Origin of the sequence: Ideonella benzenivorans (assembly GCF_020387415.1) — a bacterium.
In the GTDB taxonomy this organism is placed as follows: Bacteria; Pseudomonadota; Gammaproteobacteria; order Burkholderiales; family Burkholderiaceae_C; genus Ideonella; species Ideonella benzenivorans.
Window position 1 is genome coordinate 504,852 of record NZ_JAGWCB010000010.1, and the last position, 21,358, is coordinate 526,209.

The following is a 21,358-nucleotide window of genomic DNA, read 5'->3' on the forward strand; positions in this document are numbered from 1 at the left end:
TCTCCTTGGGCGTCTTACTCGACGCGGATCCAGGTTTGGGTGCGACCAAACAGCGGCGCACCGATGTAGCCACGCACTTCCAGCTTCTTGCCCGCCTCGATGGGCTTGAGACGGACCTTGTAGACCTTGCCGTTCTTCGGGTCGAGGATGTCCCCGCCATCCCACAGCTCCTTGTCCTGCGCATCCGCCTTCACGTTGCGCAGGATGGTCATGCCGACGATGGGCTGACCCTTGCGCTCGTCGCTGCACTTGTCACACACCTCGGCCGCCTTGGCCGGGTCGGCGATCTTCTCCACCTTGGCGGTGAAGATGCCGTCCTTCTCGACGATGCGGACCAGCGACTTCTCCTTGCCGCTCTCGTCGTCGATGGTGCGCCACAGGCCGGCCGGCGTGGCCTGGGCCCAGGCGGCGCCGGTGGCGGCCAGCACCAGGCCGGCCACGATTGCTTGGATCTTGTTCATCGTGCTTGTCTCCTTGGGGATGCGGGAACCGGCCGCGCTCAGAACAGCGCTTCGTCCATCGCCGTCAGCGGCGCCAGGCCCGCGCGGCAGGTGCGGATCAGGCTGGCCGTCTCGGGCAGCAGCTTGGCGAAGTAGAAGCGGGCGGTGGCCAGCTTGGCGGTGTAGAACGGGTCGCCGCTGTCCTTCTTGGCCAGCGCGATCTTGGCCATGCGGGCGAACATGTAGGCGAAGGTCAGGTGACCGACCACGCGCAGATAGTCCACGGCCGCGGCACCCACCTCGTCGGCGTTGCCCATGGCCTTCATGCCCACTTCCATCGTCAGCTTGGTGACCTTGTCGCCCAGGTCGGCCAGCGGGTTGACGAATTCCTGCATCTCTTCGTAGACGCCCTGGTCCTCGACGAACTCGGCGATCTTCTTGCCCAGCTTCTTGAGCTTCTTGCCGTTGTCGGCCAGCACCTTGCGGCCCAGCAGGTCCAGCGACTGCACGGTGTTCGTGCCTTCGTAGATCATGTTGATGCGGGCGTCGCGGACGTACTGCTCCATGCCCCACTCGTGGATGAAGCCGTGGCCGCCATAGACCTGCATGCAGTGCGAGGTGGCGATCCAGCCGTTGTCGGTGATGAAGGCCTTGATGATCGGGGTCAGCAGGGCGACTTCATCGGCGGCCTCGGCGCGCACCTCGGCGTCCGGGTGCTTGAGTTCCTTGTCCAGCTGGATGACGGTGTAGGTGGCCAGGGCGCGGGCGCCCTCGGCATAGGCGCGGGCGGTCAGCAGCATCTTGCGCACGTCGGGGTGCACGATGATCGGGTCGGCCGCCTTCTCCGGGGCCTTGGGGCCCGACAGGGCGCGCATCTGCAGGCGGTCCTTGGCGTAGACCACGGCGTTCTGGTAGGCCACTTCGGTCAGGCCCAGCGACTGCATGCCCACGCCCAGGCGGGCGGCGTTCATCATCACGAACATGGCCTGCAGGCCCTTGTGGGGCTGGCCGACCAGGGTGCCCACGGCGCCGTCCAGGATCATCTGGCAGGTGGCGTTGGCGTGGATGCCCATCTTGTGCTCCAGGCCGCCGCAGTAGATCGGGTTGCGCTCGCCCAGCGAGCCATCGGCGTTGACCTTGAACTTGGGCACCACGAACAGCGAGATGCCCTTGGAGCCGGCCGGCGCGTCCGGCAGGCGGGCCAGCACCAGGTGGACGATGTTCTCGACCATGTTGTGCTCGCCAGCCGAGATGAAGATCTTCTGGCCGGTGATCTTGTAGCTGCCGTCGGCCAGCGGCTCGGCCTTGGTGCGCAGCAGGCCCAGGTCCGTGCCGCAGTGCGGCTCGGTCAGACACATGGTGCCGGTCCACTCGCCGCTGACCAGCTTGGGCAGGTAGGTCTTCTTCTGCTCGTCGGTGCCGTGCGCGTGCAGGGCCTCGTAGGCGCCGTGGCTCAGGCCGGGGTACATCGTCCAGGCCTGGTTGGCGCTGTTGAGCATCTCGTAGAAGCCCTGGTTGATGGTGTGCGGCAGGCCCTGGCCACCGTACTCGGGGTCGCAGGACAGCGCCGGCCAGCCGCCTTCGACGTACTGGGCGTAGGCTTCCTTGAAGCCCTTGGGCGGGGTCACCTCGTGGGTGGTCTTGTCCAGCGCGCAGCCTTCGGCATCGCCGGTGATGTTCAGCGGAAACACCACCTGGGAGGCGAACTTGCCGCCTTCTTCCAGCACGGCGTTGATGGTGTCGGCATCCACCTCGGCGAACTCGGGGATCTCCTTGAACTCGCTGACGACATCGAACAGCTCGTGCAGCACGAACTGCATGTCACGCAGGGGCGGGTTGTACTGGGGCATGGAACTCTCCTGAAGGACCGGGCGGACAGAGAACAGAAAGAAAGGGGATGCGGCTCAGCGGCGCTTGCGGGCAGCCGGAGCAGCAGCGGGGGCCGGCGACGCCTGCGCCCCGGCCCGCGGTGCGGACGTGGACGGCAGGGCGTAATCGGCCAGGATGCGGTCAAACCCCCTGCGGGCACGCTCGACCGCATTGGGAAGACGCAGGAAACGGGCGTCGTGGTGCAGCGCCAGGATCAGGCCATGCACCTCGAACAGGATCTGCGAGACATCGACATCGGCGCGCAGCTGGCCTTCGTCGACCGCCAGGCGGATGGCGCGGGCCAGCGCGTTGTGCCAGGCCAGCACCATGGCCGCCAGCGCATCGCGCACCGGGCCGGGCCGGTCGTCGAACTCGACCGCGCCACTGATGTAGATGCAGCCGGAGTCCAGCTCCTTGGAGACGCGGCGCACCCAGTTCTCGAACAGGGCGCGCAGGCGCGGCAGGCCACGCGGCTCGCGCAACGCCGGAAAAAACACCTCTTCCTCGAACTTCGTGTGATATTCGCGGATGACGGAGATCTGCAGCTCTTCGCGGGAGCCGAAGTGGGCGAACACGCCCGACTTGCTCATGCCGGTCACTTCGGCCAGCGCCCCGATGGACAGGCCCTCCAGCCCCATGTGTGAGGCCAGGCCCAGCGCCGCTTCCAGGATGGTGGCGCGGGTCTGCTGGCCCTTGTGGAGGGTGCGGTTGCCGGTGTGGCGGCGGGAGGCGGTGTCGGTCGTCACGGCGCTGATTATGAAACGAACGGTCGTGCTATTTTGCAGATTTTTCGTAAAAGCGCATCGGGATTACCCGGGGTCCCCACCGCCCTGAATGACGGGATGGGTTGGCACCGATTTGACAAATGCACCACGTCTGCGCTTGAGCCTGTCATGCTCGCCGCGCTATGCTCAGCGGTTGAAGGAGTCGGCCACATCATGGATGTGTTGCAGCTGGACGTGTCGGGGCGCCCCCAGGCGTGGGTGACGGTCAAGGAAGCCGCCACTCTTTACGCCAGTGACGCCATTGCCTGGACCTTGGGCGAGGCCTGCCATGTGATGCGCGGCGGTGTGCAGCGCGCCACGGGCTTGCCATCCCGCATTGAGGTGCACCCGATCATCGCGGTGCGCGGAGCGGTGCCGTCGCGCGCCTGGCGGGTGACACCGGCGCTGACCAATCCCAAGCTGTTCGCCCGCGACCGCTATGTCTGCGCCTACTGTGGCGCGTATTTCGCCCCGGACGACCTGACGCGCGAGCACATCATCCCCGTCTCGCGGGGCGGCGCCGACAGCTGGATGAACTGCATCACCGCCTGCCGGGGTTGCAACGGCCACAAGGGCAACCGGCTGCCGGAGGAGGTGCACATGAGCCTGCTCTACCTGCCCTACGTCCCCAGCCTGCACGAGGACATGATCCTGCGCGGGCGGCGCATCCTGGCCGACCAGATGGAATTCCTGCTGGCCAGCGTACCCCGCAACAGCCGGCTGCACGATTAACGCCGGATTGAACTTCCCGGCGGGCAACAAGTCTTTACCTGTGCCCCCACACGGGCTGACGGAGGGTCCGTGCACCATGTGACCCTGTCAACGGGTGCCGCGGTTTCCCCGTTGGCTGTTCCGAATCCTCTCCATCACGCCACAACATGAAACGTCTTGCCCTCGCCCTGATGACGGCCGCCACCCTGGCCGCCTGTACCACCACCAGCCCGGATGTCATCCAGCGCGGAGATGCCCAGCGCATGTCCAACGTGCAGGACGGCACCATCCTCAGCATCCGCCCGGTGACGGTAGATGGCACCCAGAGCGGCGTCGGCGGCGTCTCAGGTGCTGTGGTGGGCGGCGTGGCGGGCTCCAACATCGGCGGCCCGCGCTCCTCGGCCATCGGCGGCGTGATCGGCGCCGTGGCGGGCGCCGTGGTCGGCAACGCCATTGAACGCGGTGTGACCAAGGAAGATGCCTACGAGATCGTCGTGCAGCTGCGCAACGGCGACCGCCGCGCCATCGTCCAGGCCAAGGGCTCCGAAGTCCTGAACCCGGGTGACGCGGTGACCATCGTCACCACCGGTGGCAAGGCCCGCGTCACCCGGGCGCCGGCGATCCAGCGTTGAGGCGCTGAACCGCCCGGCGCGGCCCTGGCTGCTCAGCGCAGCGGGGCCGTGTCCTCCACCGGCAGCGGCGCGTCCAGCTGCACCAGCAGGAACTCGTTCGGGTCGGGCACGCCGGCCGTCTTGCTGCTGCCGGGGTAGTTGTTGTCGTTCATCACCAGCAGCGTGCGGGCGTCCATCACCAGCACATCCTCGATGGTGACGAAGGGGAAGGTGAACAGGGTCTGCCCGTCCTGGTTCAGGTCGTGCGGATCCTGGATGGACATCAGGTCCACCACCTCCCGCTTGGCCACGCAGCCCTGCCCATCGCGCTGGTTCAGGTCGATCAGGAAGATCTTCTTGAAGCGCAGCTCCTCGGTGCCGTTGCGCTCGATCACCAGGAACTGGTGGTCGTTCACCGCCGTCATGTCGCCGATGTTGGTGCCCTGCGGTTCCAGCGCGTAGCACCACTGTTGGCCGGTGTAGGCCTCCTGGTCCACGTCAAAGGCATTGATGCGCAGCGTGCGCGCCGGGTCCCCGGTCACGGTGCCTTCCAGGAGCGTGAACAGCGTCGTGCCCGCCCGGTTGATGGCCATGCCCTCGAAGCCCCGGGAGCCACCCAGCGTGGGCGTGGCGCTGCCCAGGTAGGGGCTGTCGGGCGACATCACGCCGGCCATCGGCACCTCGCGGCGCAGCACGCGGCCCCGGGCATCGGTCTTGACCAGGAAGGGGCCGAATTCCTCACCGAACCAGTAGTGGCCGTGGTGGTCCACCCGCATGGACTCGATGTCCAGATCGGCGCCGGTCAGCCAGTGCCCGGCCCGGATGCGCGCATCCACCGGGATGCCGGCCTGGCCGGCCCCGCTGCCGGCATAGGGATAGGCCTGCAGCTGGTTGATCTCGGTGAAGCCCAGGCGACTGAACGGGTCGGACAGCGTGATGTGGCTGCGCGCGCTGAAATGGGTCAGACGACGCCCGCTGTCCACATCCACCGGGCGCACGGCACCGGTGCCGGCCACGCTGCGGCCGTTCCAGCGGCGGAAATCCGGCTCCACGGCATAGACCCGCAGCACCGCGTCCGGCGAATTGGCCTGGGTGCCAAAGCCGTTGTCCGGCATGACGCGGAAGGTGCCTGGACGCGGCCCCGGCAGCACGGCCGAGAAGCCCTGCACCGGCTGCTGGTTCACCAGCGGCAGCGTGCGGCCATTGGCCGAACTGACGAACTGGCCGGAGGTCGGGCCGGGCGAGAAGGTGTCGGCCGGCAGGCTGGCAAAACCGACCAGCTCGCTGGCCTGGGCCGCGCCAGCGGTGACCAGCAGGGCGGCGGCCAGTGGCCACAGGCGCTTGTGAAGTGGATGCATGGTGAACTCCCTGGTTGGATTGAAGTCCAGCCATGCTCGGGGCCCGGGGTGACGGGCCGGTGAAACGCGGTCAGCCCATCAGGAGCAGCCCAGCTGCCGCTCGACACGGCGGGCCCGCCAAAGGGCCAGGCACTCCCGTGCACCGGCCAGCCAGGCCACCCCGATGAACAGCCAGCACACGGTGCGACGCAACAGGGGTGGGTTCATGGCGTGGCCTTTCGATGACAGCGACAGGCGCCACCGTAGGGGGGCCGCATGACACGGCCGTGACACACGGCCTGCCTAGGCTGGCGCCTTCCGCACCGCCCGGATCCTTCCACAGAAGGATCTCGCCCATGGCCGCTTCCCTGCCCCTGTCCTCTTTGCGCGAACTGCAGACCCTGGCCCAGCAGGCTGGGGCGGCCGTCGAATTGCATTCGCTGGGCCAGGTTCAGGCCCAGGGGCACACCCTGCCGCTGTGGGGGCTGACGCTGGGCAATGCCGATCCGGCCTGCCCGGCGGTGGCCTATGTGGGCGGTGTGCACGGGCTGGAGCGCATCGGCACCGAGGTCGTGTTGTCCTACCTGCGCAACCTGGTGGCCCGTCTGCCCTGGGATGTGTCGCTGCAGCACCAGCTGAGCCGCCTGAGGCTGGTGTTCGTGCCGGTGGTCAACCCGGGCGGCCTGCTGCGCGGCACCCGCGCCAACCCGCGCGGGGTGGACCTGATGCGCAACGCCCCGGTCGAGGCGAAAGCCCCGGCCCCCGTCCTGCTGGCCGGCCACCGGCTGAGCCCGGTGCTGCCCTGGTACCGTGGCCCGGCCGGCGCCCCGATGGAGGCCGAGAGCCAGGCCCTGTGCGACTTCATCGCCCGCGAGCTGTTCGGCCGGCCGCTGGCCATCGCGGTGGACTGCCATTCCGGCTTCGGCCTGCGCGACCGGCTGTGGTTTCCCTATGCCCACACCGCCTTGCCCATCGACCACCTGCCCGAACTGCATGCGCTGGTGCAGCTGTTCGACCAGAGCCTGCGCCACCACCCCTACGTGGTGGAGCCGCAAAGCCGCCAGTACCGCACCCACGGCGACCTGTGGGACCACCTGACGCTGCAGGTGCGCCGCGAGCACCCCGAGCAGATCTTCCTGGCGCTGACACTGGAAATGGGCTCCTGGCTGTGGGTCAAGAAGAACCCGCGCCAGTTCTTCAGCCGCCAGGGCATGTTCAACCCGCTGATCGCCCACCGCCAGCAGCGGGTGCTGCGCCGCCACCACCTGCTGCTGGACTTCCTGGCCCGCGCCGCGCTGGGCGCCCCCCACTGGCTGCCCGACGGCCCGGCGCGGGACGCCCACGCCGCCCAGGCCCTGGACCGCTGGTACCGCCTGCCCATCCCATGAGCCCCGTGCCGCCGCCGCCCCTTCTTCCCACCACCTGGGTGCTGCTGCGCGGCCTGACCCGCGGCGCCGGCCACTGGGGGGACTTCCCCGCCCGCTGGCAGGCGGCCTGGCCGGGTCGCCGGGTGCTGGTGCCCGACTGGCCGGGCAACGGCGCGCGCTGGGCCGAGCGCAGCCCCGCCACGGTGGGCGGGCTGACCGAAGCGCTGCGGCGGGACCTGCGGGCCCAGGGCGTGGCCCTGGGCAGCGAGCCGGTGGGCGTGCTGGCCCTGTCGCTGGGAGCCATGGTCAGCTGCGACTGGGCCCAGCGCCATCCACGGGAGCTGGCGGCGGCCGTGCTGGTCAACACCAGCCTGCGGGGCCACAGCCCCTTCTGGCAGCGTCTGCGGCCCGCCCGCTATGCCGGCCTGCTGCGACGCAGCATCCAACCCAGCTCGGCCGAGGACTGGGAGCAGCATCTGCTGGCCATCACCGCGCCGCTGCACACCCGCAGCCCCGGGGCCGCCGCCACACAAGCCGACTGGGTGCGGCTGCGCCAGCGCCAGCCGGTGAGCCGGGCCAATGCGCTGCGCCAGCTGGCGGCGGCCCTGCGCTACCGCCCGCCCGCCACACCGCCCTCGGTGCCACTGCTGCTGCTGTCGGGCGGCGGTGACCGTCTGGTGAACCCCGCCTGCAGCGCGGCCCTGGCCCGCGCATGGGGCTGCCCGCTGCGCATCCACCCCGAGGCCGGCCACGACCTGCCGCTGGACGCGCCGGACTGGCTGATCGAACAGGTCCGGCACTGGCTGCAGGCCGAGGCCCCCGCCGACCAGTGACTTTCCAGTTTCAGGACAGGAACGGACGGCCACTGACCATGCCCCACGCGGAAGCCCCGGGCCCAACGGCCGGAAATCCCCTTCGGAAATGACCTGTCTCAAGTGGTAAGGGCCACCGAGCCCTCCGGAGTTTCCCGCAGGGTTCCGGTTTCAGGCACGCGACTTGAGTTCCATCCGGTTCCAAAGCCCCCCTGGTGGCGGGGCGACAACGAGGAGCCAACCTGATGGAAACGTTTTACGAGGTCATGCGGCGGCAGGGCATTTCACGCCGCAGCTTCCTCAAGTACTGCTCACTGACCGCCACCTCCCTGGGGCTGGGCCCGGCCTTCGTGCCGCAGATCGCCCACGCCATGGAGACCAAGCCGCGCACCCCGGTGCTGTGGCTGCACGGTCTGGAATGCACCTGTTGCTCCGAGAGCTTCATCCGCTCGGCCCACCCGCTGGCCAAGGATGTGGTGCTGTCGATGATCTCGCTGGACTACGACGACACGCTGATGGCCGCCGCCGGCCACCAGGCCGAGGCCATCCTCGACGAGATCATCACCAAGTACAAGGGCAACTACATCCTGGCCGTCGAGGGCAACCCGCCCCTGAACGAGGACGGGATGTTCTGCATCCAGTCGGGCAAGCCCTTCATCGAGAAGCTGCAGCGCGTGGCCAAGGACTGCAAGGCCGTGATCGCCTGGGGTTCCTGCGCCAGCTGGGGCTGCGTGCAGGCCGCCAAGCCCAACCCCACGCAGGCCACGCCCATCCACAAGGTCATCACTGACAAGCCCATCATCAAGGTGCCCGGCTGCCCGCCGATCGCCGAGGTGATGACCGGCGTGATCACCTACATGCTCACCTTCGACAAGGTGCCCGAGCTGGACCGCCAGGGCCGCCCGAAGATGTTCTACAGCCAGCGCATCCACGACAAGTGCTACCGCCGGCCGCACTTCGACGCCGGCCAGTTCGTCGAGGCCTTCGACGACGAGAGCGCGCGCAAGGGCTACTGCCTCTACAAGGTCGGCTGCAAGGGCCCGACCACCTACAACGCCTGCTCCACGGTGATGTGGAACGAGGGCACAAGCTTCCCGATCAAGGCTGGCCACGGCTGCATCGGCTGCTCGGAGGATGGCTTCTGGGACAAGGGCTCGTTCTACGACCGCCTGACCACCATCCACCAGTTCGGCATCGAGGGCACGGCCGACAAGATCGGCGGCACCGCCGCCGGCGTGGTGGGGGCCGCGGTGGCCGCGCATGCCGCCGCCTCGGCCGTCAAGCGCCTGGGCACCAAGCACGACCAGAGCACCCCGCACGACCAGACCACCGACGCCTGAGCGCCGCCACCCCACACCGAAGAATCACCGAGGAATTTCCATGGGCGTCATCGAAACCCAGGGCTTCAAGCTCGACAACACCGGCCGCCGCATCGTGGTGGATCCGGTCACCCGCATCGAAGGCCACATGCGCTGCGAGGTGAACGTCGACAAGGACAACATCATCCGCAACGCCGTCTCCACCGGGACGATGTGGCGTGGCCTGGAGGTCATCCTCAAGGGCCGCGACCCGCGCGATGCATGGGCCTTCGTCGAACGCATCTGCGGCGTCTGCACCGGCTGCCACGCGCTGACCAGCGTGCGCGCCGTGGAGGACGCGCTGGGCATCAAGATCCCGCTGAACGCGCACCTCATCCGCGAGATGATGGCCAAGACGCTGCAGGTGCATGACCACGCGGTGCACTTCTACCACCTGCATGCCCTGGACTGGGTGGACGTGGTCTCGGCCCTGAACGCCGACCCGAAGAAGACCAGCGAGCTGCAGCAGCTGGTCTCGCCTTCGCACCCGCTGTCCTCGCCGGGCTACTTCCGCGACGTGCAGAACCGCCTGAAGAAGTTCGTCGAAGCCGGCCAGTTGGGCCCCTTCATGAACGGCTACTGGGGCTCCAAGGCCTATGTGCTGCCGGCCGAGGCCAACCTGATGGCCGTCACCCACTACCTGGAGGCGCTGGACCTGCAGAAGGAATGGGTGAAGGTGCACACCATCTTCGGTGGCAAGAACCCGCACCCGAACTACCTGGTCGGCGGCGTGCCCTGCGCCATCAACCTGGACGGCACCGGCGCGGCCGGCGCCCCGATCAACATGGAGCGGCTGAACTTCGTCGAGGCCCGCATCCAGGAGATGATCGAGTTCAACAAGAACGTCTACCTGCCCGACGTGCTGGCCATCGGCACGCTCTACAAGCAGGCGGGCTGGCTCTACGGCGGCGGCCTGTCGGCCACCAACGTGGCCGACTACGGCACCTACGAGAAGGTGCCCTACGACCACAGCACCCAGCAGCTGCCCGGCGGCGTCATCCTGAACGGCAACTGGGACGAGATCCTGCCGATCGACCCGCGCGACCCCGAGCAGGTGCAGGAGTTCGTGACCCACAGCTGGTACCAGTACGCCGACGAAACCCAGGGCCTGCACCCCTGGGACGGCGTGACCGAGCCCAGCTTCAAGCTGGGCGCCAACACCAAGGGCACCAAGACCGCGATCGAGAACATCGACGAATCGGCCAAGTACTCCTGGATCAAGTCGCCGCGCTGGCGCGGCCACGCCGTGGAAGTGGGCCCGCTGTCGCGCTACATCCTGGCCTATGCCCACGCCAGCAAGGGCAACAAGTACTGCCAGCGCCCCAAGGAGCAGCTGGAGTTCTCGGCCCAGATGATCAACAGCGCCATCCCCAAGGCCCTGGGCCTGCCGGAGACGCAGTACACCCTCAAGCAGCTGCTGCCCACCACCATCGGCCGCACCCTGGCCCGCTGCCTGGAAGGCCAGTACGCCGGCGAGATGATGTACGACGACTTCAAGCAGCTGGTGGCCAACATCAAGGCCGGCGACACCGCCACCGCCAACGTCGAGAAGTGGGACCCGGCCACCTGGCCCAAGGAGGCCAAGGGCGTGGGCACCGTGGCCGCGCCGCGCGGCATGCTGGGCCACTGGATCAAGATCAAGGACGGCAAGATCGAGAACTACCAGTGCGTGGTGCCCACCACCTGGAACGGCTCGCCACGCGATGCCAAGGGCCAGATCGGTGCCTTCGAGGCCTCGCTGATGAACACGCCGATGGTCAACCCCGAGCAGCCGGTCGAGATCCTGCGCACCCTGCACAGCTTCGACCCCTGCCTGGCCTGCTCCACGCACGTGATGAGCGAGGACGGCTCCGAGATGTGCACCGTCAAGGTCCGCTGATCAGACAAGGAATTTCCCCATGAAACGCATCCTGTCCGCTGCCGCCCTGCTGGGCACCACCACGCTGGCCCTGGCCCACCCGGGCCATGGCGCCGAGACCCTGGCCGACGGCCTGGCCCACCCCTTCGGCCCGGACCACCTGCTGGCCATGGTCGCCGTGGGCCTGTGGTCCGCCGCGGCCCTGCCCGGCGCCCGCCGCTGGCTGGGCCCGCTGACCTTCCTGGCCGCCATGAGCGTCGGCGCCTTGCTGGGCGTGACCGGGGTGGTGCTGCCGGGCGTGGAAGCCGGCATCGCGCTGAGTGTGGTGATGTTCGGCGCCATGCTGGTGATGGGCACCCGGCTGAACGCCGGCGCCGGCCTGGGCCTGATCGCCTGCGCCGCCCTGCTGCACGGCCTGGCCCACGGCGCCGAGCTGCCTGCCGGCCACAGCTTCGCGGCCTACGCTGCGGGCTTCCTGGCCACCACCAGCGCCCTGCACCTGGCCGGCCTGGGTCTGGGTCAGGCCCTGCGCCAGGCCAAGACCGTGGTCTGGCAGTTGCTGGGCGGCGGCCTGGGCCTGGCCGGCCTGCTGATGCTGGTCCGCATCTGACCGCCCCGCGTCGGGTCAAGGAGACACCATGAACGCACGCTCCACCTCGGCTGCGGCCGGCGACGCCACGGGCACCGACCCGAGCGCCGTCGCCCGCGGCGCCTCGATCAAGTCGGTCTACGTCTACGAGGCCCCGGTGCGCCTGTGGCACTGGATCAACGCCACGGCGATCACCGTGCTGTGCATCACCGGCTACTTCATCGGCAGCCCGCTGCCGACGATGCCCGGCGAGGCCAGCGCCCATTTCCTGATGGGCTACATCCGCTTCGCCCACTTCACCGCCGGCTACGTGCTGGCCGTCGGCTTGCTGGGCCGGATCTACTGGGCCATCGTCGGCAACCACCATGCCCGCGAGCTGTTCACGCTGCCGGTGCTCAGCCTGGCCTACTGGAAGGAGGTGATCACCATGCTCAAGTGGTACGCCTTCCTGATTCCCCAGCCCAGCCAGTACGTGGGGCACAACCCCATGGCCCGGATGGCGATGTTCTGCGGCTACTTCCTGTTCACGCTGTTCATGATCGCCACCGGCTTCGCCATGTACGGTGAAGGCCTGGGCATGGACTCCTGGGCCAGCCACCTGTTCGGCTGGGTGATCCCGCTGATGGGCCAGAGCCAGGACGTGCACACCTGGCACCACCTGGGCATGTGGGGCATGGTGATCTTCGTGACGCTGCATGTGTACGCCGCGATCCGCGAGGACATCATGGGTCGCCAGAGCATCATCAGCACGATGGTCTCGGGCTACCGGACCTTCAAGCGCTGAACCTGACATGACCCGGCCCGTGCGTCCCAGCAGCCCGCCCCCCGCGCCACCGGCGGGCGTGCCGCTGCGCGCACCACAGCACCCGGGGCGCTTCCTGGAGCGCCATTACCTGGTGCCGCTGGGCCTGAGCCAGAGCGAGACCGCGCGGCGGCTGGGCATCAGCCGCCGCCGGGTCCACGAGCTGGTGCAGGGCCAGCGGGCGATGACGCCCGACACCGCGATCCGCTGCGCGCTGGCCTTCGGCCTGCCCGCAGCCACCTGGCTGGCCCTGCAGGCCGACTGGGACAGCTACCACGCCTGGAAGCAGCTGCGCCACGCCGCCCTGCCCAGCCGCGCCCCAGCCCCCGCGCTGGCGGCCTGACCTCTTCCTCCCCCTTCCGAGTCCAGCGATGAACACCTCTTCCGCTCCCGACCTGCCCGACACCGCCTGTCACCCCACCGGTGACAGCCCGGCCGACGACGCCCCCATCGTCGTGCTGGGCATCGGCAACGTGCTGTGGGCCGACGAGGGCTTTGGCGTGCGCTGCGTCGAGGCCCTGCAGCAGCACTGGGACTTCGCGCCCCATGTCGAACTGGTGGACGGCGGCACCCAGGGCCTGTACCTGATCCAGCATGTGCAGTCGGCCCGCAAGCTGCTCATCCTGGACGCGGTGGACTACGGCCTGGCGCCGGGCACGCTGCACCAGGTGGAAAACGAGGAGGTGCCGCGCTTCCTGGGCGCCAAGAAGATGAGCCTGCACCAGACCGGCTTCCAGGAGGTGCTGATGCTGGCCCAGCTGACCGAGCGCTACCCCGAGCAGGTGCTGCTGATCGGCTGCCAGCCCGAGGAGCTGGAAGACTACGGCGGCAGCCTGCGCCCCTGCGTGCGCCAGGCGGTGGACGATGCCGTCGCGCTGGCCGTGGACCGGCTGCGCGCCTGGGGCGCCCAGCCCCGCCCCCGCGCGCAGGCTCCCTCGGCCGAGGAAGCCGTCACCGTGCCCACCCTGTCCATCGAGGCCTACGAGGCCGGCCGTCCCGCCGCCGAAGCCGCCTGCCGCATGGGCGACGAGCGCTTCATGCCGCCCCGCGGCACGGCCGCCTGAGGCGCGACACCATGTGCATCGGACTGCCCATGCAGGTCCTGGCCACCCGGCCGGGCTTTGCCACCGTCACTGGCCGCGGTGAGACCCGCGAGGTCAACACCGCCCTCGTAGGCGAGCGCAGCCCCGGCGACTGGGTGCTGGTCTTCATCGACGGCGCGCGCGAGGTCATCAGCGCCGAACGCGCCGCCGAGGTCGACGCCACGCTGGACCTGATCGCCCAGGCCATGGGCGACACCGCCCTGCTGCCCGCCACACCCGCCGACGACCCCGGCTTCGAGCTGCCCTCGGCCTGGAGCGCCGAGCAGCTGGCCGCGCTGACCGGCCAGGCGCGCTGAATGCCGCTGAAGCCACCCCCAACCAGACCCACCGCGAGAGACCCCATGAGCACCGACACCCTCGACACCCCAGCCGCCGATCCGGCCGAGCGCTCCGCCCCCTTGGTGGCCCGCCTAGTGGAGGCCCACGGCGCCACCTGGGTCGGCCAGGCCACCCTGGCCGACTTCCTGGCCCGCCCCGGCGACCAGGTACTGTTCTTCCATGGCGACCCGGTGCGCTTCCCCGAGGTGCTGGACGTGGCCGTGGTGCTGCCCGAGCTGCGCAAGGCCTTCGGCCAGCGCTTCGGCATCGGCGTGGCCACCCGCGCCGATGAGGACACGCTGGCCGCCCGCTTCGCCGTGGCGCGCTGGCCCTCGCTGCTGTTCCTGCGCGACGGCCAGTACGTCGGCGTGGTGGCCGGCATGCTGGACTGGACCGACTACCTGGCCGCGGTGCAGAAGCTGCTGGACACCCCGACCCGCCGCGTGCCCGGCATCGGCATCCCCGTCGTTGGCGCGCAGGTCAGCGCCAACAGCGCCTCCGACTGCCACTGATTCCCTTCCTGGAACCGCCATGAACCCCAGCTCCACCCGCGCGCCCTTTCCCATCCCCGTCGTGGCCGCCGGCCCCGGCAGCCAGATCGAGGAGGAGACCCTCGACTACATCAGCATGCCCCAGGGCATGGCCACCTACCAGAGCCCGATCCTCCCCGAGCCGGAGGAGATGCGCGGCCGTGACGGCGCGCTGCGCGTGCTGCGCGACACCGAAGCCGCGCTGCAGGCCGCCGTCGCCGGCCAGGCCGCCGCCCCGGTCTCGCTGGCCGGCCTGAGCGAGGCCGAGCTGGCCCTGGTCAACCAGGTGCTGGGCGAGGGCGAGGTGGCCGCCCGCGTGCTGCCCGCGCCGGGCCTGGGCGAAGCCCGCATCCAGGAGTCGGTGTTCGCCGGCGTCTGGCGCGTGGTGCAGACCGAGGCGGACGGCACGGTGCAGGACACCATCGAGGTCGGCGACGCCCCGGCCCTGCTGCGCGCCGCCGCCCGTGCCGACGCCCTGGGCAGCCGGCCCGACCTGCTCTCGGCCCCGGCCGGCGTGATGAACGCCCAGCCCATCCTGGCCGAACTGGAAGACCAGCGCCAGCGCTTCGGCCTGCATGCCGAGGCCGAGCGCGCCCAACTGCCGGCCCATGTGGTCAACCTCAGCCTGCTGCCGCTCAGCCCCGAGGACATCGGCTTTCTGGACCATGTGCTGGGCACCGGCCGGGTGCTCATCCTCTCGCGCGGCTACGGCAACTGCCGCATCACCAACTGCCAGGTGCCGCACACCTGGCGGGTCGTGTACTACAACTCGCAGGACACGGTGATCCTCAACTCCGTCGAAGTGACCGAGCTGCCCGAGGTGGCCTGCGCCGCCGCCGAGGACCTGGCCGACTCCCTGGAGCGGCTGACCGAGGTGCTGGCCTGGGTGGCCCAGGGCTGAGGAGCACACGTCATGTTTGAAGGAAGCTACCTGGGGGATCGGGACCGTCTGCCGGCTCACGCCAAGCTGGAATGCAAGATCTGCTGGTGGGTCTACGACCCGGACCAGGGCGACCCGGTCTGGCAGATCCCGCCCGGCACCGCCTTCACCGACCTGCCCGCCCACTGGCGCTGCCCGCAGTGCGACGGCGACGCCGAGCAGTTCATGGTGGTGAGCGGGGACGCGGCATGAGCTTGCTCGCAGCGCGGGTCCTGGCGCTGGAGGCGGCCTTCCGGCGCATTGCCGCCACCCGCATGGCCGGGCTGCCACTGCTGCAGCCGGGCCTGGCGGTGCAGGCCGTGGGCTTCGAGCCCGAGCCCGACGATGCCGGTCTGGCCTGGGGCGTGCTGATCACCCCCTGGTTCATGAACCTGCTGCGCCTGCCGCTGATGGCCGAGAACGCGCAGCGCCTGCCCGCGCCCGGCGTGGCGGCCGACTGGACGGTGGGCGGCCACGCCGTGGGCTGCCTGGGCGCCGAGGAGCCCCTGCTGGGCGAAGGCCCGCTGGCCCGCTACGCCCTGTGCTCGCTGCATTCGCCCATGCACCACTTCGCCGACCAGGCCAGCGCCCTGGCCGCCGCCCACGAGGTGCTGCAGCTGCTGCGCCCGGCCGTGGCGCAGCCGGTGTCGTCTGCCGCCCCGGTGGGCGCCCCACCGCCCTCGCGTCGCGGCTTCCTGTTCGGACGGGGCCAGCCCCCCGGCACGCCATGAGCTCCGACTTTGATCTGGTGGGCCAGGTGCAGCTGCGCCCCGGCCCGGGCCACCCCACCCTCACCAGCACCCGCCCGGCGCTGGTGGGCCGGCTCACCCAGGGCCGCCGGCCCGAGGAGCTGCCGCTGCTGCTGGGCAGCCTGTTCACGCTGTGCGGCCATGCCCACCAACTGGCCGCGCAGATGGCGGTGGAAGCGGCCCTGGGCCGGGCCAGCCCGTCGCCCGCCCCCGCTGCCGCGGCGGCACTGCGCGTGGCCACGGCCCGGGACCAGCTGGTGCGCATCGCCCACGACTGGCCGCGCCTGCTGCCAAGCGCTGCGGACGACGCCCTGACGCAGAGCCTGGTCCATTGCCCGCTGGGCCCCGCCCTGCGCAACCCGGTGGCTCAGCAGGCGGCCCTGGCCGCCCTGCCGGCCTGGCTGGAGAAGCACTGGCTGGGCCTGCCCGTGGGCGAATGGCTGGCCCGGCAGGAGCAGGCCCCGGTGGAATGGGCCATGCACTGGGCCCGTGGCGGCACCACCGCCCTGGCCCGCCTGCTGCGCGCCCAGCACGGCCCGGCCGCCCGCCTGGCCACGCCGTCGCGCCCCTTGTCTCTGCCGGCGCTGGAGGCGGGCGGCTTCCAGGAGCTGGCCCAGCAGCTGGAGCAACTGCCATCCCATGCGCTGCCCCAGTGGCAAGGTGCCGTGCCGGACACCGGGCCCTGGACCCGACAGCGGGACAGCACGCCCCTGCCTGCGCACAATGCCTGGATGCGCCTGCTCAGCCGCCTGACCGATCTGTTGCACCTGGCCGTCCCCGGCGGCGAGGACTGGCTGACCCTGGGCCGGCTGCAGCCCGCCCCCGGCCAGGGCATCGCCTGGGTGGAGATGGCCCGCGGCCTGCTGATCCACTGGGTGAAGCTGGCCGACGGCCCGGCCGGCCCCCGGGTGGCCGCCTGCCGGGTGCTGGCCCCCACCGACTGGAACTTCCACCCGCACGGCGTGCTGGCCCATGCCCTGGCCGGCGTGACCCACGAAGATGATGCCCGCCGCCTGGCGGTGGCCTTCGACCCCTGCGTCGCGTTCAGCATCGAGATGCCCGAAGGAGCGGCCCATGCATGAGATGAGCCTGGCCGGAGGCATCCTGCGCGTGGTCGAACAGGCCGCTGAACGCGAGGGCTTTGCCCGCGTGCAGCAGCTCACGCTGGAGGCCGGCGCGCTGGCCGGCGTGGAGGTGCGCGCCCTGCGCTTCGCGCTGGAGGCCCTGGCCCCCGGCAGCGCGCTGGAAGGTGCCGAGATCGTGATCCAGGAGCCGCCCGGCCAGGCCTGGTGCCTGCGCTGCGGCACCACCGTGGCCATCCAGACCCGGGCCGATCCCTGTCCGCACTGCGGCGGATTTCAACTACAACCCACTGGCGGCACCGAGCTGCGGGTGGTGGACCTGCTGGTGCAGGACTGAGAGCAAGGAGAACACACCATGTGCGTCGTCTGCGGCTGTGCCGACACCTCCCACAAGCATGACCATCCGCATGACCACGGGCATGCGCACGAACACAGGCATGATCATCCCCAGGGTCATGAGCACGCCCACGCGCAGGACCATGTCCACGTGACCGCGTCCACCGGCGACCTGCACTACGGCGCCGGCAGCGCCCGGGTCTCGGTGCCCGGCATGAGCCAGGCCCGCGCCATCCAGATCGAGACCACCGTGCTGGGCGAGAACGACCGCCTGGCTGCGCAGAACCGGGCCCATTTCGAGGGCCATGGCGTGGTGGCCTACAACCTGGTGTCCAGCCCCGGCTCGGGCAAGACCACCCTGCTGTGCGCCACGCTGGAGGCGCTGAAGACCCGCGCCGCCGGCCTGCCGGTGGCGGTGATCGAAGGCGACCAGCAGACCTCGAACGACGCCGACCGCATCCGCGCCACCGGCGCCCCGGCCATCCAGGTCAACACCGGCAAGGGCTGCCATCTGGACGCCCAGATGGTGGCCGATGCCTTCGCGCAGCTGCCCCTGCATGACCATGCCCATGCTCACGCACATGGACATGACCACGATCACGGCGACCATGACCATCCCCACGACGCGGTCTTGTTCATCGAAAACGTCGGCAACCTCGTCTGCCCCGCCATGTGGGACCTGGGCGAGCGTGCCAAGGTGGCCATCCTCTCGGTCACCGAGGGCGAGGACAAGCCCATCAAGTACCCGGACATGTTCGCCGCCGCGCGTCTGATGGTGCTGACCAAGACCGACCTGCTGCCGCACCTGGACTTCGACGTGCCCAAGTGCATCGAGTACGCCCGCCGCGTGAACCCGGGCATCGAGGTGCTGCTGGTCTCGGCCCGCAGCGGCGAAGGCCTGGACGCCTGGCTGGACTGGCTGCTGCAGCCGCTGGAGGCCCCGGCCGACGCCGCCGCGCCCGCCACCGACGAAGTGGCCCGGCTCAAGGCCCGCGTGGCCGAGCTGGAAGCACAACTGCAGGCGCAGTTGCGAGTTCAGGCCGCCAAGGCCTGACACCCCGCCGCAAGCTGCCCGCGCCCGAAGCCCATGAACGCCGTGCTCGCCCCCGATCTCACCCTGCAGCGCCTGCGCTTGCGGGTGGAAGGCGCCGTGCAGGGCGTGGGCTTTCGGCCCTGGGTGGCGCAGCAGGCCCGCCGCCTGGCCCTGAGCGGCTGGGTGCGCAACGACGGCCAGGGCCTGGAGGCCGAGCTGCAGGGCCCCGCCGGGGCCTTGGCCGCCTTCGATGAGGCACTGCGGCGGAGCCCGCCACCCCTGGCCCGGGTGCAGCGCGTGCAGCGCTCAGCGCTGGCGGTGCAGCCGGACGAAGCCGGCTTCGTGATCCAGCCCAGCCGCGCCGCGGCCCCCCAGGCACTGGCCACCACGCTGCCGCCCGACACCGCCCCCTGCGACGCCTGCCTGGACGAGCTGTTCAACCCCGGCGACCGCCGCTGGCGCCACCCCTTCATCAACTGCACCCAGTGCGGCCCGCGCTTCACGCTCACGGCGCGCCTGCCCTACGACCGGCCGAACACCGCGCTGGCCAACTTCCCGATGTGCCCGGACTGCGCGGCCGAGTACACCGACCCGCAGGACCGGCGCCACCACGCCCAGCCGGTGGCCTGCCCGCGTTGCGGCCCGCGCATCGCGCTGTGGGCGCCCGATGGGGCTGTGCTGCTCCCACCCGAAGCGGGCACCGACGCCGTGCTGGCCGAAGCCGCGCAGCGCCTGCGCGCCGGCCACGTGCTGGCCGTCAAGGGCGTGGGCGGCTACCACCTGGTGGCCGATGCCACCCAGGCCGCGCCGCTGCAGCGCCTGCGCGCGGCCAAGCAGCGCGCCAGCAAGCCCTTCGCCCTGCTGGTGACCAACGCGGCCAGCGCCCGCCGCTGGGTTCAGCTGAACGAGGACAGCGCCGCCCTGCTGGCCAGCCCCGCCCGCCCCATCGTGCTGCTGCCCTGCCAGCCCGGCGTGGCCGCGGCCCACCCGGCCATCGCCCCCGGTCTGGACGAATGGGGGCTGATGCTGCCGTCCAACCCGCTGCACTGGCTGCTGCTGCACGAACTGGCCGGCCGCCCCGCGGACCCGGCCTGGCGCCACACCGAACAACCCATGCTGCTGCTGATGACCAGCGCCAACCCCGGCGGCGAGCCGCTGGTGGTGGACGAGGCCGAGGCCGTGGCCAAGCTGGGGGGCCTGGCCGACGCGCTGCTGGTGCACGACCGCGCCATCCTGGCCCGGGCCGACGACAGCGTGCGCCGCCCGCTGGGCCGCGACGCCCAGGGCCGGCCGTTCTTCCCCTTCATCCGCCGCGCCCGGGGCCACGTGCCCGAGCCCATCGCCCTGCCCGGCGTGCCGGCCGATGCGCCCCCGGTGCTGGCCACCGGCGGCTACCTCAAGGCCACCGTCTGCCTCACCCGCGGCAACGAGGCCTTCGTCTCGCCCCACCTGGGCGACCTGGGCAGCGCGACCAGCCGGCAGGGCCTGGTGGAGGCCGTGACCCGGCTGCAGGACTTCCTGGGCGTGCGTCCGCAGGCCGTGGCACACGACCTGCACCCCGACTTCTTCAGCACCGCCCACGCCCAGGCCCTGGCCGAGGCCTGGCAGGTGCCCACCGTGCCGGTGCAACACCACCACGCCCATGCGGCCGCGGTGCTGGCCGAACACGGCCCGGCCGGCCCCGCCCTGGCCCTGGTGCTGGACGGCGTGGGCCTGGGCACCGACGGTCAGCCCTGGGGGGGCGAGCTGCTGCGCCGTGAAGGGACCGGCATCGGCTTCACCCGCCTGGCCCACCTGCCTGCATTGCCCCTGCCCGGCGGCGACCGCGCCGCCCGCGAGCCCTGGCGCCTGGGCGCGGGCCTGCTGCACATCCTGGGCCGCGGCGGCGAGATCGCCCAGCGCTTCGCGGCCGAGCCGCTGGCCGGCTCGCTGGGCACGGTGCTGGACCGCCGGCTCAACTGCCCGGCCACCGCCAGCGCCGGCCGCCTGTTCGACGCCGCCGCCGCCCTGCTGGCCGGCGTGCACCACAACGGCCACGAGGCCGAGGCCGCGATGCGGCTCGAAGCTCTGGCCCTGCGCCACCCCGGCCCGGCCACGCCCTGGGCCGATGCCTTCGCCCTGGACGCCGACGGCGTGCTGGACCTGCGCGGCCTGTGGACCGCGCTGGCCGACCACGCGGTCGAGCCCCCCGCCGCCCAGGCCGAGGCCTCCGCCCGCTTCCACGCCAGCCTGGCCGCCGCGCTGGTGGCCTGGGCGGGCCACCATGCCCGCGCCCAGCAGCTTGACACCGTCGCCCTGGGCGGCGGCTGCTGGATCAACCGCCCGCTGCGCCAGGCCGTGGTGCCGGCCCTGCAGGCGCTGGGCCTCACCGTGCACGAGGCCACCCAGGCCCCCTGTGGCGATGGGGGCCTGAGCCTGGGCCAGGCCGCCGTGGCGCTGGCCACCTTGAACCGTTCCCGCTGATTTCGCTGAGAAGGACCCCCGACCATGTGCCTAGCCCTGCCCTCCCGCGTGGTGGAGCGCCTGCCCGATGACCTGGCCCTGGTGGACCTGGGCGGCGTGCGCAAGACCGTCTCCATCGCCCTGACCCCCGAGGCCCAGGTCGGGGACTATGTGATCGTCCACGTCGGCCACGCCATCGGCCTGCTGGACCCCGAAGAGGCCGAGCGCACGCTGGCCCTGTTCGCCGAGCTGGAAGCTTCGCAAGCGCCAGCCTCGCAACCCACCGGAGCAGCGGCATGAGCGCCCGCCCGGCCGCCCCGAAGGGCGC

The 21,358-nt window shown here is 70.8% G+C and carries 25 protein-coding genes; 20 read left to right on the forward strand and 5 right to left on the reverse strand.

Annotated features, from left to right (window positions below; translation table 11 throughout):
• Nucleotides 1–14 precede the first annotated feature (14 nt).
• The 3 genes from KGA65_RS11040 to KGA65_RS11050 are packed head-to-tail and all read right to left on the reverse strand — an operon-like array spanning nt 15 to nt 3,055.
• Nucleotides 15–461, reverse strand: a complete 447-nt coding sequence (locus KGA65_RS11040; RefSeq protein WP_225863164.1) for a DUF2147 domain-containing protein — start codon at nt 459–461, stop codon at nt 15–17.
• Nucleotides 462–499: 38 nt separating this feature from the next.
• On the reverse strand, nt 500–2,290 hold the full coding sequence (locus KGA65_RS11045) for an acyl-CoA dehydrogenase C-terminal domain-containing protein (RefSeq protein WP_225863165.1): 1,791 nt from the start codon (nt 2,288–2,290) through the stop codon (nt 500–502).
• Between the two features lie 54 nt (nt 2,291–2,344).
• Nucleotides 2,345–3,055 (reverse strand): TetR/AcrR family transcriptional regulator, encoded by a 711-nt coding sequence (locus KGA65_RS11050; protein ID WP_225863166.1) that lies wholly within the window; start codon nt 3,053–3,055, stop codon nt 2,345–2,347.
• A 192-nt stretch (nt 3,056–3,247) separates the two neighbouring features.
• On the opposite strand from KGA65_RS11050, the gene KGA65_RS11055 reads away from it, so the two are divergent.
• Nucleotides 3,248–3,805, forward strand: coding sequence for an HNH endonuclease (locus tag KGA65_RS11055; RefSeq protein ID WP_225863167.1), 558 nt, complete (start codon nt 3,248–3,250; stop codon nt 3,803–3,805).
• 146 nt (nt 3,806–3,951) lie between these two features.
• Nucleotides 3,952–4,416 carry an outer membrane lipoprotein gene (locus KGA65_RS11060; protein WP_225863168.1) on the forward strand — a complete coding sequence of 155 codons (465 nt, stop codon included), beginning with the start codon at nt 3,952–3,954 and terminating at the stop codon, nt 4,414–4,416.
• Between the two features lie 32 nt (nt 4,417–4,448).
• On the opposite strand, the gene KGA65_RS11065 is transcribed toward KGA65_RS11060, so the two are convergent.
• Together KGA65_RS11065 and KGA65_RS20935 are read right to left on the reverse strand one after the other, a co-directional pair.
• Nucleotides 4,449–5,753, reverse strand: a complete 1,305-nt coding sequence (locus KGA65_RS11065; protein ID WP_225863169.1) for an esterase-like activity of phytase family protein — start codon at nt 5,751–5,753, stop codon at nt 4,449–4,451.
• Between the two features lie 78 nt (nt 5,754–5,831).
• A complete protein-coding gene (locus KGA65_RS20935) occupies nt 5,832–5,960 on the reverse strand; it encodes a hypothetical protein (protein ID WP_255650500.1) in 129 nt (42 codons plus the stop codon).
• A 128-nt stretch (nt 5,961–6,088) separates the two neighbouring features.
• Between KGA65_RS20935 and KGA65_RS11070 the strand changes: the two genes are divergently transcribed.
• From KGA65_RS11070 to KGA65_RS11155, 18 genes are all read left to right on the forward strand, one after another.
• Nucleotides 6,089–7,120, forward strand: coding sequence for a M14 family zinc carboxypeptidase (locus KGA65_RS11070; RefSeq protein ID WP_225863170.1), 1,032 nt, complete (start codon nt 6,089–6,091; stop codon nt 7,118–7,120).
• On the forward strand, nt 7,117–7,932 hold the full coding sequence (locus KGA65_RS11075; protein WP_225863171.1) for an alpha/beta fold hydrolase: 816 nt from the start codon (nt 7,117–7,119) through the stop codon (nt 7,930–7,932). Before KGA65_RS11070 ends, KGA65_RS11075 begins: the two co-directional genes overlap by 4 nt.
• A 224-nt stretch (nt 7,933–8,156) precedes the next feature.
• Nucleotides 8,157–9,251, forward strand: coding sequence for a hydrogenase small subunit (locus tag KGA65_RS11080; protein WP_225863172.1), 1,095 nt, complete (start codon nt 8,157–8,159; stop codon nt 9,249–9,251).
• Between the two features lie 40 nt (nt 9,252–9,291).
• A complete protein-coding gene (locus KGA65_RS11085) occupies nt 9,292–11,148 on the forward strand; it encodes a nickel-dependent hydrogenase large subunit (protein ID WP_225863173.1) in 1,857 nt (618 codons plus the stop codon).
• 19 nt (nt 11,149–11,167) lie between these two features.
• The gene (locus KGA65_RS11090) at nt 11,168–11,737 is read left to right on the forward strand and encodes a HupE/UreJ family protein (RefSeq protein ID WP_225863174.1); all 570 of its coding nucleotides are present in this window, start codon (nt 11,168–11,170) and stop codon (nt 11,735–11,737) included.
• Between the two features lie 28 nt (nt 11,738–11,765).
• A complete protein-coding gene (cybH, locus tag KGA65_RS11095) occupies nt 11,766–12,500 on the forward strand; it encodes a Ni/Fe-hydrogenase, b-type cytochrome subunit (RefSeq protein WP_225863175.1) in 735 nt (244 codons plus the stop codon).
• Nucleotides 12,501–12,507: 7 nt separating this feature from the next.
• On the forward strand, nt 12,508–12,861 hold the full coding sequence (locus KGA65_RS11100; RefSeq protein WP_225863176.1) for a HigA family addiction module antitoxin: 354 nt from the start codon (nt 12,508–12,510) through the stop codon (nt 12,859–12,861).
• A gap of 28 nt (nt 12,862–12,889) precedes the next feature.
• Nucleotides 12,890–13,582 carry a HyaD/HybD family hydrogenase maturation endopeptidase gene (locus KGA65_RS11105; RefSeq protein ID WP_022981888.1) on the forward strand — a complete coding sequence of 231 codons (693 nt, stop codon included), beginning with the start codon at nt 12,890–12,892 and terminating at the stop codon, nt 13,580–13,582.
• A gap of 11 nt (nt 13,583–13,593) precedes the next feature.
• Nucleotides 13,594–13,917: a HypC/HybG/HupF family hydrogenase formation chaperone gene (locus tag KGA65_RS11110; protein WP_225863177.1), complete on the forward strand. Its 324-nt coding sequence runs from the start codon at nt 13,594–13,596 to the stop codon at nt 13,915–13,917.
• 45 nt (nt 13,918–13,962) lie between these two features.
• Nucleotides 13,963–14,451 (forward strand): thioredoxin domain-containing protein, encoded by a 489-nt coding sequence (locus KGA65_RS11115; RefSeq protein WP_225863178.1) that lies wholly within the window; start codon nt 13,963–13,965, stop codon nt 14,449–14,451.
• A 19-nt stretch (nt 14,452–14,470) separates the two neighbouring features.
• Nucleotides 14,471–15,370 (forward strand): hydrogenase expression/formation protein, encoded by a 900-nt coding sequence (locus KGA65_RS11120; RefSeq protein ID WP_225863179.1) that lies wholly within the window; start codon nt 14,471–14,473, stop codon nt 15,368–15,370.
• A 12-nt stretch (nt 15,371–15,382) separates the two neighbouring features.
• Complete coding sequence (locus tag KGA65_RS11125; RefSeq protein ID WP_022981885.1) at nt 15,383–15,601, forward strand: rubredoxin; 219 nt, start codon at nt 15,383–15,385, stop codon at nt 15,599–15,601.
• On the forward strand, nt 15,598–16,119 hold the full coding sequence (gene hybE / locus KGA65_RS11130; RefSeq protein ID WP_225863180.1) for a [NiFe]-hydrogenase assembly chaperone HybE: 522 nt from the start codon (nt 15,598–15,600) through the stop codon (nt 16,117–16,119). Before KGA65_RS11125 ends, hybE begins: the two co-directional genes overlap by 4 nt.
• Complete coding sequence (locus KGA65_RS11135; RefSeq protein WP_225863181.1) at nt 16,116–17,219, forward strand: hypothetical protein; 1,104 nt, start codon at nt 16,116–16,118, stop codon at nt 17,217–17,219. The genes hybE and KGA65_RS11135 overlap by 4 nt, the downstream gene beginning before the upstream one ends.
• Entirely contained in the window at nt 17,212–17,556 is a 345-nt protein-coding gene (hypA, locus tag KGA65_RS11140) for a hydrogenase maturation nickel metallochaperone HypA (protein ID WP_225863182.1), read from the forward strand. The genes KGA65_RS11135 and hypA overlap by 8 nt, the downstream gene beginning before the upstream one ends.
• Before the next feature lie 18 nt (nt 17,557–17,574).
• The gene (gene hypB / locus KGA65_RS11145) at nt 17,575–18,609 is read left to right on the forward strand and encodes a hydrogenase nickel incorporation protein HypB (protein WP_225863183.1); all 1,035 of its coding nucleotides are present in this window, start codon (nt 17,575–17,577) and stop codon (nt 18,607–18,609) included.
• A gap of 33 nt (nt 18,610–18,642) precedes the next feature.
• Nucleotides 18,643–21,051 (forward strand): carbamoyltransferase HypF, encoded by a 2,409-nt coding sequence (hypF, locus tag KGA65_RS11150; RefSeq protein ID WP_225863184.1) that lies wholly within the window; start codon nt 18,643–18,645, stop codon nt 21,049–21,051.
• A 24-nt stretch (nt 21,052–21,075) separates the two neighbouring features.
• Nucleotides 21,076–21,330: a HypC/HybG/HupF family hydrogenase formation chaperone gene (locus KGA65_RS11155; RefSeq protein WP_225863185.1), complete on the forward strand. Its 255-nt coding sequence runs from the start codon at nt 21,076–21,078 to the stop codon at nt 21,328–21,330.
• The last annotated feature ends 28 nt before the right edge of the window (nt 21,331–21,358 follow it).

Bases quoted from the DNA above. Each gene is read 5' to 3' on its own strand.
- KGA65_RS11115 (WP_225863178.1), top strand. From the start codon at position 13,963: ATGAGCACCGACACCCTCGACACCCCAGCCGCCGATCCGGCCGAGCGC.
- hypA (WP_225863182.1), top strand. From the start codon at position 17,212: ATGCATGAGATGAGCCTGGCCGGAGGCATCCTGCGCGTGGTCGAACAG.
- KGA65_RS11110 (WP_225863177.1), top strand. From the start codon at position 13,594: ATGTGCATCGGACTGCCCATGCAGGTCCTGGCCACCCGGCCGGGCTTT.
- KGA65_RS11060 (WP_225863168.1), top strand. From the start codon at position 3,952: ATGAAACGTCTTGCCCTCGCCCTGATGACGGCCGCCACCCTGGCCGCC.
- KGA65_RS11135 (WP_225863181.1), top strand. From the start codon at position 16,116: ATGAGCTCCGACTTTGATCTGGTGGGCCAGGTGCAGCTGCGCCCCGGC.
- KGA65_RS11070 (WP_225863170.1), top strand. From the start codon at position 6,089: ATGGCCGCTTCCCTGCCCCTGTCCTCTTTGCGCGAACTGCAGACCCTG.
- KGA65_RS11080 (WP_225863172.1), top strand. From the start codon at position 8,157: ATGGAAACGTTTTACGAGGTCATGCGGCGGCAGGGCATTTCACGCCGC.
- hypB (WP_225863183.1), top strand. From the start codon at position 17,575: ATGTGCGTCGTCTGCGGCTGTGCCGACACCTCCCACAAGCATGACCAT.
- KGA65_RS11040 (WP_225863164.1), bottom strand. From the start codon at position 461: ATGAACAAGATCCAAGCAATCGTGGCCGGCCTGGTGCTGGCCGCCACC.
- KGA65_RS11085 (WP_225863173.1), top strand. From the start codon at position 9,292: ATGGGCGTCATCGAAACCCAGGGCTTCAAGCTCGACAACACCGGCCGC.
- KGA65_RS20935 (WP_255650500.1), bottom strand. From the start codon at position 5,960: ATGAACCCACCCCTGTTGCGTCGCACCGTGTGCTGGCTGTTCATCGGG.
- KGA65_RS11100 (WP_225863176.1), top strand. From the start codon at position 12,508: ATGACCCGGCCCGTGCGTCCCAGCAGCCCGCCCCCCGCGCCACCGGCG.
- KGA65_RS11055 (WP_225863167.1), top strand. From the start codon at position 3,248: ATGGATGTGTTGCAGCTGGACGTGTCGGGGCGCCCCCAGGCGTGGGTG.
- KGA65_RS11065 (WP_225863169.1), bottom strand. From the start codon at position 5,753: ATGCATCCACTTCACAAGCGCCTGTGGCCACTGGCCGCCGCCCTGCTG.
- KGA65_RS11075 (WP_225863171.1), top strand. From the start codon at position 7,117: ATGAGCCCCGTGCCGCCGCCGCCCCTTCTTCCCACCACCTGGGTGCTG.
- KGA65_RS11155 (WP_225863185.1), top strand. From the start codon at position 21,076: ATGTGCCTAGCCCTGCCCTCCCGCGTGGTGGAGCGCCTGCCCGATGAC.
- cybH (WP_225863175.1), top strand. From the start codon at position 11,766: ATGAACGCACGCTCCACCTCGGCTGCGGCCGGCGACGCCACGGGCACC.
- KGA65_RS11105 (WP_022981888.1), top strand. From the start codon at position 12,890: ATGAACACCTCTTCCGCTCCCGACCTGCCCGACACCGCCTGTCACCCC.
- KGA65_RS11045 (WP_225863165.1), bottom strand. From the start codon at position 2,290: ATGCCCCAGTACAACCCGCCCCTGCGTGACATGCAGTTCGTGCTGCAC.
- KGA65_RS11120 (WP_225863179.1), top strand. From the start codon at position 14,471: ATGAACCCCAGCTCCACCCGCGCGCCCTTTCCCATCCCCGTCGTGGCC.
- hybE (WP_225863180.1), top strand. From the start codon at position 15,598: ATGAGCTTGCTCGCAGCGCGGGTCCTGGCGCTGGAGGCGGCCTTCCGG.
- KGA65_RS11090 (WP_225863174.1), top strand. From the start codon at position 11,168: ATGAAACGCATCCTGTCCGCTGCCGCCCTGCTGGGCACCACCACGCTG.
- KGA65_RS11125 (WP_022981885.1), top strand. From the start codon at position 15,383: ATGTTTGAAGGAAGCTACCTGGGGGATCGGGACCGTCTGCCGGCTCAC.
- hypF (WP_225863184.1), top strand. From the start codon at position 18,643: ATGAACGCCGTGCTCGCCCCCGATCTCACCCTGCAGCGCCTGCGCTTG.